The sequence below is a fragment of the Chitinophaga sp. 22308 genome, from assembly GCF_052045305.1.
GTDB lineage: Bacteria > Bacteroidota > Bacteroidia > Chitinophagales > Chitinophagaceae > Chitinophaga > Chitinophaga varians_A.
In genome coordinates this window covers 632,941-647,575 of record NZ_JBQEOP010000003.1, presented here as the reverse complement: position 1 = coordinate 647,575, position 14,635 = coordinate 632,941, and the positions used below count along the sequence as shown (strand labels likewise).

The window sequence follows — 14,635 nt, the reverse complement described above, 5'->3', positions numbered from 1 at the left end:
CACGTTTGTTGAATGAATAAAGTTAATGTTTTTTCAACGACAGACAGGATATAACCGGGAAATGCTCTGACTGCGGTATTTTCAGCACCCTGCATCCTTTGATGCTGAAATGCCTGTCGGGCAGAAGATAGTCGATCCGCAGGGTAGGCGACAGATAGGAAAGAGTCCTGCCCCAACCGAGTCCTGTTGCCAGAAAAGCGTCCTGTAATCCTGCTGCGGCGTGGCGGTAGCTGTAGGAGGCTGGCGTGTCGTTAAAGTCACCTGCTACTATGACAGGATAGGGACTGGCGGCCACCAGCACGGCAAGCTGTTTCGCCTGCGATGCACGACGCCGGAAAGTGGCCTTCATTTTACGGCCAAGGCTGAATATTCGCCTGCCCCGCAGGTCGTCACGGGTAAGCATATACGAAGTGAACTGTACGCTGAAAACCCTCACGGTATCACCGTGAATCACCAGGTCCGCCTGGAGGAAACTGCGCCCGCTGCCCCGGGCCAGGCTGTCGCACGGAATGGCGCTGGCGGCTGCAATAGGATATCGGGAGAAAAGTACGATACCCCAATGCCAGGTTTCCCAGAATAACTGGTCATGCGTGAAATAATGATAAGGATATCGCCCGATCAGCTTCAGGGTATCGATATTATGCGACATTTCCGGCTTGTCGTTGGTGTAAAACTCCTGCAGGCAGAGAATGTCCGGCGACGCATCCGTTACCTGCCGAAAAATAGCTGACCTGAGTTGCTGGTTGACTTTATACGCCTGTAAGCCCATACTGCTGCAGTTGTAGGTCATGAGCGTAAAATCCTTGCTGCCGGTTTCTTTGGTGAGATTTTCCTTCGGGGAAAAATGTAGCGCCCAGGTGTTTAAAGCAGGGCGGATACAAAGCAACATCGCTATACTGATGTAAATAAAATATCTCCTATGCTTGCGCCACAGCAACCAGAACGGCCATGTCAACAGGCAAATCAGGAAAATGACAGGAAATACCAGGGCGGCAAAGCCGGAGAGCCAGAAGCTACCGGGGCTGAGTTGGGGTAAATAAGCGCTGGTGAGAACAGAGATAATTAACAGCGAGCAAACAAACTTCATGTTTATTTGGATATTTTGTTATTGGGATATCGGGGAATGGTAAGGTATGACATTAATCGGCAATTGCCGTTAACAACCCATTAAATATCTAAATAACAAAATATCCAAATAACAAAATATCTAGTTGTCACTGGCGCGCAACAATGTTTCCCGCTCTTCGGGGGACAAAGAGTCGAGCCCCATTTCATTGATCTTATCAAGAATCTCATTGAGCCGTTGTTCCGGCACCTGGCCAATCTTGCGAAATGGCTGGCTTTCCAGTCGGGCGATGATTTTAGCGGCACTTTTCGGGTGGTTCGGGTCTATCTGCTGCGAAGCCGGATGGAAAGCGTGGGTCAGTTTAAACAACAGGTGGTTGAAACCTGCGCCCCAGTCGTGCCCTTTTTTCCAGCTGTACATGAACATCAGTCCTGCTAAAGCGCCGCCGGACAACTGCACCAGATAAGCGATGCCGCCCGGGCTGGATATGCTGGTGCCAACAGACAGGCCTACATATACGAGGGTAATGATCCAAAGGGGCAGGCCGCCGCCCAGTAATGGGAAGATGCGATAGCGCGGTGAAATCAGCGTGGCGCCGGCTGCCATGGCCATAATGCCGGGGGAAGAGCCCATCACGGCAGCATCGGGCAGCAGGGTATGCAGGCCGGGAATGGCCTGAACGCCAAGAAGGTAAAATATATTGCCCGTCAGGCCTCCAAACAGGTACATGGGAAGTATCCGCTGATAACCGGCAATATGTTGCAGGAAGGTGCCAAAACACCACAGCCACACCATATTGGTGAATATCTGAAGCACTTCTACATGGGTGAAGAGGGACGAGAGCAATGTCCACGGGCGCGCCAGCAGTTTAGCCGGATCAGCAGGCATTCGCAGCCAGTTCAGAATATTTTTATAGAAAAGGGCGTCCCCTTCCTTTCCTATTTCCATGGTATAGATCACCTTGGCAAAAAGGAGGAATATAAAAATCGTTAAGTTGACAACCACTAACTGAGTGACCATATTCCGCCCTTCCCCAAGGGATAGACGAGGCATTTTCTCTTTTTCCAACGCATGCATGGTACAAGTATTTACAATACAAAATTACGGCTTAATAAAGTCTTGCGTCAATAAAAATCCGATCGGTGCCTTTTATTCCAGCCTCTGAGCAGCAGGTACGCAAAAAGTGCGCCGCCCAGGTGGGCGAAGTGTGCCACGTTATCGTCCGGCGCGTTTTGTATACCGGCCCATACTTCTGTCAGGATCATAAAAGCCACAAAGTATTTGGCTTTTACCGGGAAGAAATACAGGAAGATGATAGCATTGGGGAACAGGTAACCAAAGGCGAACAGGATACCGTATACTGCGCCGGAAGCGCCTACCACGATGCTGTTGCTATAGTTGAGCATGTATTGTTTCACATAGATCCTGGCCATGTCGATGGCAAACTGGTTGCCCTGCGCAATGGCTTCTTTCATGTCCTGCATGCTCACATTGGCATTGTCCAGATGAAACTTGCGGTCCAGCGCCACGAAATTGTTGAAGGTAGGATCGTTCAGGAAAGCGTTGGCATATTTGGCCAGTGTCATGTTTTCATAGGTGAGCACGCCCATGTAACACAACGATGCGCCAATACCGCAGATGATGTAGAAGATAAGGAAACGTTTGGAGCCCCACCGGTTTTCCAGCGTGGAACCAAACATCCAGAGGGTGAACATGTTCATGAGCAGATGCCAGGGATCACTGGTAGAGTGCATGAACAGGTGGGTAATGAACTGATGAGGCCGGAATCCCGGTGACCCCCAGTAATGAAGGGCAAAAAGGTCGTTCATATCATACCCGTACCGCTTGAGCAGGGTAACCTGAACCAACCAAACCAACCCGTTAATGATCATCAGATTCTTGATCACAAGGGGTAAAAACTGAAATTTTCCGGGCCTGTACTCGTTCATTTATTGCTGATTATTTACTCTTTTCTTCAGTAACACCACATTTTCGATGTGGTGCGTATGCGGAAACATATCTACGGGTTGTACCTTTTCCACCGTGTACAGCGCATCCAGCAATGCCAGGTCTCTGGCTTGTGTAGCCGGGTTACAGCTTACATATACGATTTTTGGGGCAGCAATTTCCAGCAGTTTGTTGACCAGCTTTTCGTGCATGCCTGCCCGTGGAGGGTCCGTGATAATCACATCCGGTTGTCCGTGATGCGCAAAAAACGCGTCATCACAGATATCCACCACATCGCCGGCAAAAAATTCGGCATTGTTGACCTGGTTCCGGGCGGCATTTTCGCGGGCATCATCGATCGCTTCTTTGATCAGCTCGATGCCTACCACTTTCCGGGCCTGCCGGGATACAAAAATACCAATACTGCCAGTTCCGCAATACAGATCATACACAATTTCCGAACCGGTCAATCCCGCAAAGTCGCGGGTAACTTTATATAACACTTCTCCCTGATAGGTGTTTGTCTGGAAGAAAGATTTCGGGCCGATTTTGAAAACAAAATCCTCCAGCTTTTCTTCCGCATAACCTTTCCCAAAATAAACTTTGGGGTCCAGGTCGAAAATGGAATCATTTTTCTTTGGGTTGATGGTATACAACAAGGTGGTGATAGCCGGAACTGTTTTCAACAGATGGTCCAGCAGGGCTACCCTGTTTTCCTTGTCTTCATGATGAATCACCAGGTTGACCATGATCTCTCCGGTGGTACACAAACGTACGACCAGATTGCGCAACCAGCCTTCCTGCAGGCGGATATCATAAAAAGACAGTTCATGTTGTATTGCATACTCCCGGATGGTGTTCCGGATAAGGTTCACCGGCTCCTGCATCAGGTAGCAGGTGTTAATATCAAGCACCTTGTCGAACAGCTTGGGCACATGAAAGCCCAGCGCAGGGCGGGCCGGTTTCTCTTCGCCGTTGAGGGCGCGTATCTCCTCATTGGTGAGGTAGGCTTTGTTGCTGAAGGTAAACTCCAGCTTGTTGCGGTAGTGCTCCGTATGGGCCGAGCCAAGGATCGGGCTCATGGGAGGAAGCACCAGCTTGCCGATACGCTGCAAATGGTCTGCCACCTGTTGCTGTTTGTATTCCAGTTGCAGGCTGTAGGGCATCATCTGCCATTTACAGCCGCCACAGGTGCCAAAATGCTGGCAGAACGGGGTGATGCGCTTGTCGGAGTAACTATGTATATGAATGGCTTTGCCTTCCGCCCAGTCTTTTTTATTTTTGGACAGTCGTACGTCCACAATATCGCCGGGCATTACGCCGCCTTCAATAAAGATAACTTTACCGTCTTGCCTTGCCAGGGCTTTACCTTCTGCGGCATAGCCGGATACAGGTACTTTTTCTATTACTACGTTTTTTTTCCTCACGGCTGCAAAGGTAAAAGGAAATCATGAATCGTTGGCCGTAAAAGGATGTCACAGTTACCTTTTTTACTTGTATTTTTACATATTGTTACCAATTCCTATGCGTAAGATATTTTTCCTGCTTCTGACAGCACTCTCTATCCAGCTGCACCTGCACGCGCAGGGCTATCAGCTCTCTATCCGGCTGAAGAATTATACCAGCGGAAAACTGTTCCTGGCCAACTATATGGGACGGACCACCTACCTGACTGATTCGGCCGAGGTAAACCCGGCAGGAGAAGCCATCCTGAAAGGGAAAACGCCGTTGTATCCCGGTATCTACCTGATCGTGCTGCCCGGCAAACAACGATATGTGGAAACGCTCATCGATAAACAGCAGTTTTTCAGCGTTGCCATTGATACGGCCGACCTGGCCGGGAAAACCGTCTATAAAGGCTCTCCGGACAATGAGCTGTTTCTGGCCTACAACCGGTTTTTGTACCAGCAGGAATCACTCACCCGTAATATTGCCGAGCAACTGAAAACAGCTAAAACGGCTGCAGACTCCGCTAAAGTGTATCCACTACAGCAGGAACTGGGGAAAAAATTGCAGGAATACCGGCATGAATTCATCACCAAACACCCAGATGCAATACTGTCGGCCATTTTCAAGGCCATGAAAGAGCCGGAAATTCCTCAAAAGCCGGAAAACGAAGATTCCACCTTCGCCTATCGCTACTTCAAAGGGCATTATTGGGACGAGGTAGAGCTGTCAACAGACCGGTTGGTGAGAACGCCGGTACTGGAAGCCAAGCTGAAGAAGTATTTTTCCCAGCTGGTGGTGAATATGCCCGATTCTATAATTGCGGACTGTGACGCGCTCATTGCCCGCACACGTAAGAGCAAGGAGGCGTTTAAATATGTGCTGTGGTGGCTCACCTATAATTATGAAAGCTCTCCCTATATGGGCATGGATGCGGTATTTGTGCATTTGGTGGAGAAATACTATGTACCAGGAGAAGCTTTCTGGCTGAATGATGAGCAGCTCAATAAAATAGTGAACCGTGCTTATACGCTGGCGCCTAATCTTATCGGTCAGCGGGCGGCGCCGCTGGAACTGAAAGATACCGCTTCAAAACCCGTCTCCCTTTATAAAACAAAAGCGAAGTATACCGTGCTGGTATTCTGGGACCCTACCTGCGGGCACTGTAAAACAGAAGTTCCCCGGCTGGACTCTGCCTTCAATGCCAGCTGGAAAAGTAAGGGAGTGGCCATGATCGGTATCAAAACCGAAGGTACCCGTGAGGAGTGGTTGTCTTTTATCAGGGAACATCGCCTTTCCGGATGGGTACATGCGCTTGACCCGGACAACTCCACCAATTACCGCCGGCTATACGACGTGTATAGTACACCGGTAGTGTACCTGTTGGACGAAAACAAAAAAATTGTGGCCAAACGTCTCGCTGTAGAACAACTGAATGATTTTCTGGAGCGTTCGGGGCCAAAAGGCACGGCTGCGAAGTTGTAGAAAACAGGGTGTAGAACGTAGAATATATGCCTCGTTTTATTATGATAATCAATTACTTGTGATATTTTAACATTCTTTTGGCATACCTTTTGAATTTTGCTGCCCGGATCAAAATTTTAGGTTATGACCAAGAAGATGATTTTCCTGTCCTTTGCAGCGATGTCTTTATCATTGGCCGCAATGTCGCAAGCCCGTGTAGGCGTTAAAGGTGGATGGAACCTTTCTAATATCACTACCAGCAATGACGGTAGTACGAAAGACGCAAAGAGTTTGTCTGGCTTCAATGTCGGTGTCATAGCGGATTTACCGCTGGTGCCCCGTATTTTGTCTTTCCAGCCAGGTGTGTTTTACACCACCAAGGGGACAAAATCCGAAATAGGAGACAAGAACAATGTTACTATCACCAGCCCATACGCTAAGTACACCCAGAATCCATCTTACATAGAAGTGCCTTTGAACTTTGTTGCCAAACTGCCGGTAGGTGAGCACGCCAGCCTGTTTGCCGGTATAGGCCCGTATTTTGCATTTGGGGTAGCGGGTAAGAACAAATATGAGGTAACGACCGTAGCAGGTACTACCAGTGGTTCTTCCAGCATTAAATGGGACGATGACACCCCATTTACAGATGACCCCAACCGTGGCCGTGATAAGTGGAAACGGTTTGACTGGGGCGGTAATATCCAGGTGGGCGCCGAAGTCAGCAATTTCCTGATCAGTGCCCAATACGGTATCGGTTTCGCCAAAGTATACTCCGGACAGGATAACAGCACAGACAACAAAGACAAGAACCGTGTATTCAGTGTTTCTGTCGGTTATCTCTTTGGCGGCAGATAACGGTTTTTCCTGAACAATTTTTAACTCGTGTTGTAATTACAGCTAGCAAGCAAAAAGTACAGGCTGATTCATAATCAATTAGCAATCAAAAAAAACACAAAAAGTGATGTTACCAGCCTGTTGGCATCACTTTTTTACCCTCATCCAAATACACAAAAAATGAAAAAGGTACTCTTAGCTGCGATCGCCTTATTAATCGCAGGTGTTACATTCGGTCAGACAAAGTGGGGCATTGTAGCAGGCCCTCAGTTTTCCAGTGTAACCACCAAAGCATCTGCTTTTGGTACTACCTCCAAGGAAACCAGCAAGCTCCTGACAGGACTGAGAGCTGGCGTAACCGTTGATATTCCTTTAGGGGATGATTTCTACGTAGGAACAGGGTTATTGTATTCCGGCAAAGGCGGTAAATTCAAAAACACTGATATGAAAGTGTCACTGGGTTATCTGCAGCTTCCGATCAACTTCATGTTCAAACCTGAAGTAGGTAGCGGTAACCTGGTACTGGCAGTTGGCCCGTACATCGCATATGGCGTTGGCGGTAAATACAAGGATATACCAATCGTTGGCGAAAGAAAAGCTTTTGATGACGAAGCCGGCCTGATGAAACTGAAACGTTTTGATGCTGGTGGTAACATCCAGATTGGTTACGAAATTCCTGCCGGTTTATACTTTGGCCTGAATGCGGACCTGGGCATGGTGAATGCATTGGACAACACCAACAACGACGCGAAGTTCAAAAATACTTCCTTTGGCGTGTCAGTAGGCTACAAATTCAGCGGCCGTTAATCGCTGAAACACCACATCACAATTAATTAATAGGCTGCCTGGTAGGTTCCAGGCAGCCTTTTTTATATAAATCAAAACCTTTTGATTAGCTTCGCCGTTGTAACCATCGAGTGAGTTGAAAGACCTAATCTATCATAACGATAATTTATTGAGCAAACATCATTAATCCCGTAGTACAGTTCTACAATGAAGTGTTTAAAATTCCTGTGCGTGTTGGCCTGTATGGCCTGTGCCACAATTGTTAATGCCCAGGTGAGCTTAGGCTTGCAGGGTGGTTATTTAAATGCCACTATGGATGCCTCTCCGGGCAACGCCGAGGTTACGCGGCCGGATTCAAAAGCCCTGCACAGCTGGCAGGCTGGTTTTTACCTTAATATTCCTGTATTTCCCAATGGCGCACTGCAACCAGGACTGAGCTATGCTGTAAAAGGCGCTAACAGATCGTTTAACGGCCAGGAAGGTGTTAATGTGGCGCTGCCGGGCGCAACAAAAATCCGGCTGCAGTACCTGGAGCTTCCCGTGGACCTGGTGTATAAGATACCTGTCGGCATTGGAAAACTGGCATTGGGCGGCGGTGGTTATGCGGCCTATTGCATCCGGGGCGACTATGACCTGGCGATCTATAAAGAAGGAAAACTGTTACAGTCCAGCAGTCAGCGGGTGGATTTCGGTAAAAATCCCAATGTATTCTCTACAGACTATAACATTCACCGCTGGGATGCAGGTTTGAATGCCACGGCTACTATAGAATTTAATTGTTACCTCACGCTGGGTGTTAAATACAGCTATGGACTGGTGGACATTGACCGGTCCGGCGGCAGTCTTAAAAACAGATATTTCGGTGTTAACCTCGGTATACTGTTCAACAGAGAAGACTGGTAGTATTTAATATTAAAAATATTTATACATTATTTTGTTTTATATTTGTTGGTCGATGGATATTTCGGGGCAATGGCTATATTAAGAAGCCGGCTGCGAAGGAGCACTGTTATGCCGGATACAGGTTGAAAATGGCTGGCAGCGCGGCATCTACGATATCCGGCGTATAATTTCGTACATACTTATCAGTTAATCATTAATAGGACCAGAGAGGCCGCCGTTACAGGCGGTCTCTTTTTTTTGCCGGAGGAGTAGGGGTGTATGTGTTGACGTGCGTCTTTTTTACAGAAAGTTGCTTCCCTAAGGGGTTGCGATGATCATTGGACAGTTAATTTAAATGTGTGACAGTTATAGGGATATGCCACTACGTCTCTACGTAATGGCATTATAATATGAAAGAAAAGCAAAAAAGGGAAAGACTTTCGTCATTCCCTTTTCTTTTTATATAAAGTCGGTTAAATGTTATACGATCGCTTCCACTGCTTTGCGTACCACCTGCGGTTTGCCGAGGGTATAGTAATGGAGCACCGGCACGCCAAAGGCTTTTAGTTCTTTGGACTGCTGGATCAGCCATTCGGTGCCTACCTGTTCCACCTCTTTATCGGTTTTGCAGCGCATAATTTCGCTGGACAGCTCCGTGGGAAGGTCTACATGGAAAATCCTGGGAAGGATGTTCATTTGTTTTTTGGAGGTCAGGGGTTTCAGTCCCGGGATAATCGGTACTGTGATGCCCATTTCGCGGCATTTGGCTACAAAATCGAAGAATTTCTGGTTATCGAAGAACATCTGAGTAACGATATAATCCGCTCCCATTTCCACTTTCCGTTTGAGGTAGCCCATGTCAGTCTGCATATTGGGGGCTTCGAAGTGTTTTTCCGGATAGCCGGCCACCCCAATGCAGAAGTTGGTTTTTACGCCGCCCTGCAGGTCGTCTTCCAGGTACACGCCATTATTCATATGCACCACCTGGTCCAGCAGTTCGCTGGCGTAGCTGTGGCCGTGCGGGTCTGGTTCAAAAAACGTTTCGTTTTTCGGAGCATCGCCTCTGAGCACCAATACGTTATCGATGCCGAGGAAGGCCAGGTCGATCAGGGCGTTTTCCGTTTCCTCCCTGCTAAAGCCGCCACAGATCAGGTGAGGGACTGCATCCACCGTATAGTGGTTCATAATAGCGGCGCAGATACCTACCGTACCGGGGCGTTTACGGATTTCCACCTTCTCGAACGCGCCATCGGCCTTCTTTTTGAACATATGCTCACTGCGGTGGTAGGTTACATTAATATAAGCCGGCTTGAAGTCCATCAGCGGGTCCAGATGGTCGTAGATGGACTCAATGCTCTTTCCTTTCAGCGGGGGAAGGATTTCGAAAGATATCAGTGTATCCTTCGCCTGGGCAATATGTTCTGTTACTTTCATGTGTTATGGAATTTGTGGAATAATGGCTGTTTGGGTAAACCTTATTCCGACTGAAAATTTACGGGGGCAAAAATAACATATCCCCTCGTCAATCTTGTATGATTTTTCATCTTGGGCGAACTATGACTAGGCCAAGTGAATGAATTGTTTAATTTTGCTAAGTTTGATCATATGGCATTAAGAATACATACGGACCAGCTGGTAAAGCGCTATGGCGCCCGGACGGTGGTAAACCACGTGTCTGTTGAGGTTTCCCAGGGGGAGATTGTAGGGCTGCTGGGCCCTAACGGAGCGGGTAAAACCACCTCCTTTTACATGGTTGTCGGGCTTATTAAGCCGGATGAGGGGAATGTTTACCTCGATGAGGTGAATATTACCAAGCTGCCCATGTACAAAAGGGCCAAAATGGGTATTGGCTATCTGCCGCAAGAGGCGTCTGTGTTCCGCAAACTCAGTGTGGAAGACAATATCGCCGCTGTGCTGGAGATGACCAATCTGAAAAAGGCCGAGCAAAAAGACAAGCTGGAAGCGCTCCTGAGCGAATTCCGCCTGACGCATGTCCGCAAAAGCCCGGGGGACGTACTGAGCGGGGGTGAACGCCGCCGTACGGAAATTGCCCGCGCGCTGGCGGTAGATCCCAAATTCATCTTGCTGGACGAACCTTTTGCCGGTATCGACCCTATTGCCGTGGAAGATATACAGTCTATCGTAGCCAAACTGAAATACAAGAATATCGGTATCCTGATCACAGACCACAACGTACAGGAAACATTGTCCATTACTGACAGGGCTTATTTATTGTTTGAAGGAAAAATCCTGAAATCCGGGTCGGCAGAAGAACTGGCTGAAGATGAACAGGTGAGAAAAGTGTATCTTGGCCAGAATTTCGTTCTTCGGAGGAAGAATTACCTGGACGAAGCAGCTAAACAATAAAAACACGCTACTCCTATATATGAAGATTTTAAGTCCTGCCATATCACAACTCGCACGTCTGCGCATGGGGCGCATCGCCTATTTTATGCAATATCCCGTGCAAGTACAGCAGCAGGTATTCCAAAACCTTATTAGCGCCGCTCAATACACGGAGTTCGGCAAACAACACGGCTTTTCAAAGATTTATAAGATAGAGGAATATAAAGAAAGGGTACCGGTACACACGTACGATACCATCAAACCCTATATCCAGCGCACCATGGAAGGCCAACAGAACGTACTGTGGAATACGCCAATCAAATGGTTCGCCAAATCCAGCGGCACCACCGCTGATAAAAGCAAGTTTATACCCGTAACCGTTGAAAGCCTCGACGAGTGTCATTACCGTTCCGGGCGCGACGTTATCTCCCTTTATTACAATAACTTCCCTGACTCCGACGTATTTACCGGAAAATCGCTGATCATCGGCGGCAGCCACCAGGTCAATAAACTGTCGGAGGACAGTGATTCCTACTGTGGCGACCTTAGCGCCGTGATGTTGCAGAACATGCCCTTTTATGGTAACATGATCCGCACGCCCGACCTGGAAATAGCCCTGATGGACGAATGGGAAGAAAAAATAGAGCGCATGGCCAATGCCGTGATCCACGAAAACGTGACCTCCATTGCCGGCGTACCTACCTGGACCATCGTACTGATCAAAAGGATATTTGAGCTTACCGGTAAAGATAACCTGGCAGACGTATGGCCCAACCTCGAACTGTATATGCATGGCGGCGTAAGCTTTACACCTTACCGCGACCAGTTTGCAAAACTGATCCGTAACCCGTTGATGCACTACCAGGAAACCTATAACGCCTCGGAAGGCTTCTTTGCAGCCCAGGACGTAATCGGTGAAGAAGGCCTGCTGCTGTTCCTTAACCATGGCATCTTCTATGAGTTTATGCCGATGGAGGAACTGGGCAAGGAAAATCCGCGTACCCTGCAGCTGCAGGAAGTGGAAACCGGGAAAAATTATGCCCTGGTTATCAGTACCAACGGCGGACTATGGCGTTACCTGGTAGGAGACACCATACAGTTTACCTCCCTGCTGCCTTACCGCATCAAGGTGAGCGGACGTACTAAATCGTTCATCAATGCTTTCGGTGAAGAAGTGATCGTGGAAAACGCCGATATGGCTATCGCCAAAGCCAGCGAAGCTACCGGCGCCGTTGTGAATGACTATACCGCAGCACCTGTATATTTCAGCGACGAAGGCAATGGCGGGCACGAATGGCTCATCGAGTTTGAAGTGGCGCCAACAGATATAAACACCTTTGTGTCTGTACTGGACAATACCCTGAAATCCATTAACTCAGACTATGAAGCCAAAAGGCATAAGGACATCGCCCTGCGCCCGCCGGTAGTACATGTACTGCCTAAAGGCACTTTCTGCGAATTCCTGAAGAGCAAAGGCAAACTGGGTGGCCAGCACAAAGTGCCCCGCCTGAACAACGACCGTAACTACCTCGAAGAAATTCTGAAGTTTGCGGCAACCATGAACACTTAAAACCTATCAACTATAACATGAAATTACTGGAGAACAAAGTAGCGATTGTAACTGGCGCCAGCCGTGGTATTGGAGAAGCGATAGCTTTGAAATTTGCAGAACAGGGAGCCAACGTGGCTTTTACTTATGTAAGTTCTGATGAAAAGGCGAAAATCCTAGAAGAAAAACTCCGCGCGCTGGGAGTACAGGCGAAAGCACATAAATCAAACGCCGGTGTTTACGAAGAGACAGAAGTGTTGGTAACTGAAGTGCTGAAAGAATTCGGAAAAATTGATATCTGCGTGAACAACGCCGGTATCTCCAAAGATAACCTCCTGTTGCGCATGAGCCCCGACCAATGGGACGATGTGATGAACATCAACCTGAAAAGCGTGTACAACATGACCAAACAGGTGATCCGTCCGATGATGAAAGCCAAATCCGGCAGCATCATCAACATGAGCTCCGTGATAGGCATCATGGGCAACGCGGGCCAAAGCAGCTACGCCGCTTCCAAAGCCGGTATCATCGGATTCTCCAAATCCATCGCACAGGAACTGGGCAGCCGTAACATCCGTTGCAACGCTGTAGCTCCGGGCTTTATCGAAACAGATATGACCAGCTACCTGAAAGAAGGTGAGCAGGCAACCAGCTATATTCAGCAAATTCCGCTGGCCCGCTTCGGCACGCCGGAAGATATTGCCAATGTATGCCTCTTCCTGGCTTCTGATATGAGCAGCTATGTTACTGGTCAGACGATCAGCGCCTGCGGCGGCTTATGCATGTAATCTCCTATTACAGATAAAAAAAACGCGGGTGTGTATCACCCGCGTTTTTTGTTGTGTGGTTATCCTTATTTTTCCCACCATACTTTGGTGTTGATCTTATCTCCTCCCATCTGCTCTACTACCTTCAGGTAGTTGTCTGTATTGTTTACCTTAACAGAGATCGGATAATATAACCTGTTAGGCATCTTCTGATCATTATACATAAAAGTAGTGGTAGGCAATACGGGCAGGCCTGTACGGCGATGCTCAAACCATTGCTGGTAATCTGTGAAGAAAAGCGCAAAATACTTTTGCAGCATAATACGGTCCAGCGTACCGTCGTATTTAGTGCTCTCCAGCGTGAAGTAATTGTCCGGCATCACGCCTCCCCACATCTCAATAGCAGCTTTTACACCTTTTTTGTAGTGATCTTCCGCTGTGGCGGCAGGGATAATGTTCCGCTGCGCCAGTTCTGCCTGGATCAGTTCCACTTCTGCGTAGCTGAGTATCGGTGCGATCATCGGTGCGATCACCAGTCGCTGCAGCAACCCGGAAGGACTGTAGTTGACGCTGGTAGGGGATTCCATATAGTTCACCGGCAAGCCTTTATACCCTATGTTTTTGTTGTTCTTATCCTTTGCCTGACCGGCAAACAAGGCTAAGCGCGGATCTTTGAAGTTGTTCAGGTTGTTGATAAAGAAATCGAAATACACACGACCGGTGCTGAAGTCCTGCGGCCTGCTCCAGGGGGAGATATTAGGCGTGGTACCGGTGATGCTGAGTACAGCGGCTTCGGCATTGCTCTGGAATACCGGGTACTTCGTTGCGTCCTGCAACATAGCGGCCATGATGTCTGCATTGCCGGGCAGTTTTTTCATGGTGCGCAGTAACAGGCGGAGACGGAGTGAGTTGGTGAACTTCCTCCATTTGGTCAGGTCATTGTTGAAAAGGATATCGGCAGCATACATGGTGGTAGTGCCGGTATTATACAATGTGTTGGCTCTTTCCAGGTCTGCCAGGATGGTTTTGTAAACATCTTCCTGCTTGTCGAAGGTTGGGAAGAAGGTGCCCTGTTCGCCGCTCAGGGCGGTACTCATCGGGACATCGCCGAAACAGTCTGTCAGCATGGAATAAAACCATGCTTTCAGCGTCAGGGATATCGCCAGATAGTTATTATTGTTCAGTTTAATGGCAGACAGCTCCATTTCGCGTGTATTGGCAAGGCACTGGTAATACGTGGCCCAGATGCCGTTACCAATATCTTCCCGGAAATCGTACAGGTAAGCCTGGTCTTCTACAGATTCATTGGGATATCCGCCGGCAATCTGCATCAGCTCAAAAGTGAAGGAGCGGCTGCGGCTCATGCCATAGGACGCACCGTTGTAAATGGTGGGATTCAGCAAAGTGCCCGGGGTAATGGTTTCCAGGCGGTTAGGATCTTTATTTGTCTCCACAAAGTCCTTGGTACAACTGCCCAGTAACGCAGTGGCCAGTACAGCGGCATATATGGTTTTAAAGCGGTTGCTTAAGTTCAGAGATATCATGGTT

At 48.3% G+C, this 14,635-nt stretch carries 13 protein-coding genes; 7 read left to right on the top strand and 6 right to left on the bottom strand.

Translation table 11 applies throughout. The annotated features are described in order from the left end of the window. Positions 1 to 22 precede the first annotated feature (22 nt). From ACTJJS_RS14430 to rlmD, 4 genes are all read right to left on the bottom strand, one after another. Positions 23 to 1,087, bottom strand: a complete 1,065-nt coding sequence (locus ACTJJS_RS14430; RefSeq protein ID WP_168870980.1) for an endonuclease/exonuclease/phosphatase family protein — start codon at positions 1,085 to 1,087, stop codon at positions 23 to 25. Positions 1,088 to 1,207: 120 nt separating this feature from the next. Beyond that, complete coding sequence (locus tag ACTJJS_RS14425) at positions 1,208 to 2,143, bottom strand: rhomboid family intramembrane serine protease (RefSeq protein ID WP_440664217.1); 936 nt, start codon at positions 2,141 to 2,143, stop codon at positions 1,208 to 1,210. A gap of 47 nt (positions 2,144 to 2,190) precedes the next feature. Further along, the gene (locus tag ACTJJS_RS14420; protein WP_168870982.1) at positions 2,191 to 2,895 is read right to left on the bottom strand and encodes a rhomboid family intramembrane serine protease; all 705 of its coding nucleotides are present in this window, start codon (positions 2,893 to 2,895) and stop codon (positions 2,191 to 2,193) included. Positions 2,896 to 3,015: 120 nt separating this feature from the next. Next, on the bottom strand, positions 3,016 to 4,440 hold the full coding sequence (rlmD, locus tag ACTJJS_RS14415) for a 23S rRNA (uracil(1939)-C(5))-methyltransferase RlmD (protein ID WP_168870983.1): 1,425 nt from the start codon (positions 4,438 to 4,440) through the stop codon (positions 3,016 to 3,018). 97 nt (positions 4,441 to 4,537) lie between these two features. Between rlmD and ACTJJS_RS14410 the strand changes: the two genes are divergently transcribed. The 4 genes from ACTJJS_RS14410 to ACTJJS_RS14395 all read left to right on the top strand — a co-directional run bounded on the left by ACTJJS_RS14410 (position 4,538) and on the right by ACTJJS_RS14395 (position 8,446). Then, complete coding sequence (locus tag ACTJJS_RS14410) at positions 4,538 to 5,944, top strand: redoxin domain-containing protein (RefSeq protein WP_440664216.1); 1,407 nt, start codon at positions 4,538 to 4,540, stop codon at positions 5,942 to 5,944. 123 nt (positions 5,945 to 6,067) lie between these two features. After that, positions 6,068 to 6,778 carry a porin family protein gene (locus ACTJJS_RS14405; protein WP_168870985.1) on the top strand — a complete coding sequence of 237 codons (711 nt, stop codon included), beginning with the start codon at positions 6,068 to 6,070 and terminating at the stop codon, positions 6,776 to 6,778. 159 nt (positions 6,779 to 6,937) lie between these two features. Continuing rightward, complete coding sequence (locus tag ACTJJS_RS14400) at positions 6,938 to 7,564, top strand: porin family protein (protein WP_440664214.1); 627 nt, start codon at positions 6,938 to 6,940, stop codon at positions 7,562 to 7,564. A gap of 186 nt (positions 7,565 to 7,750) precedes the next feature. Continuing rightward, entirely contained in the window at positions 7,751 to 8,446 is a 696-nt protein-coding gene (locus tag ACTJJS_RS14395; RefSeq protein ID WP_168870987.1) for a porin family protein, read from the top strand. Positions 8,447 to 8,905: 459 nt separating this feature from the next. Here ACTJJS_RS14395 and ACTJJS_RS14390 read toward each other — a convergent pair whose 3' ends face one another. Further along, on the bottom strand, positions 8,906 to 9,859 hold the full coding sequence (locus ACTJJS_RS14390) for a methylenetetrahydrofolate reductase (protein WP_168870988.1): 954 nt from the start codon (positions 9,857 to 9,859) through the stop codon (positions 8,906 to 8,908). Positions 9,860 to 10,030: 171 nt separating this feature from the next. Here ACTJJS_RS14390 and lptB point away from each other — a divergent pair, with 171 nt between their 5' ends. The 3 genes from lptB to fabG are packed head-to-tail and all read left to right on the top strand — an operon-like array spanning position 10,031 to position 13,108. Then, a complete protein-coding gene (gene lptB / locus ACTJJS_RS14385; protein WP_168870989.1) occupies positions 10,031 to 10,792 on the top strand; it encodes an LPS export ABC transporter ATP-binding protein in 762 nt (253 codons plus the stop codon). A 19-nt stretch (positions 10,793 to 10,811) separates the two neighbouring features. Beyond that, positions 10,812 to 12,341, top strand: a complete 1,530-nt coding sequence (locus ACTJJS_RS14380) for a GH3 auxin-responsive promoter family protein (protein ID WP_168870990.1) — start codon at positions 10,812 to 10,814, stop codon at positions 12,339 to 12,341. A gap of 17 nt (positions 12,342 to 12,358) precedes the next feature. Continuing rightward, entirely contained in the window at positions 12,359 to 13,108 is a 750-nt protein-coding gene (gene fabG, locus ACTJJS_RS14375; protein ID WP_440664213.1) for a 3-oxoacyl-[acyl-carrier-protein] reductase, read from the top strand. Positions 13,109 to 13,173: 65 nt separating this feature from the next. Here fabG and ACTJJS_RS14370 read toward each other — a convergent pair whose 3' ends face one another. Then, on the bottom strand, positions 13,174 to 14,631 hold the full coding sequence (locus ACTJJS_RS14370; RefSeq protein ID WP_440664212.1) for a SusD/RagB family nutrient-binding outer membrane lipoprotein: 1,458 nt from the start codon (positions 14,629 to 14,631) through the stop codon (positions 13,174 to 13,176). Between the last annotated feature and the right edge of the window lie 4 nt (positions 14,632 to 14,635).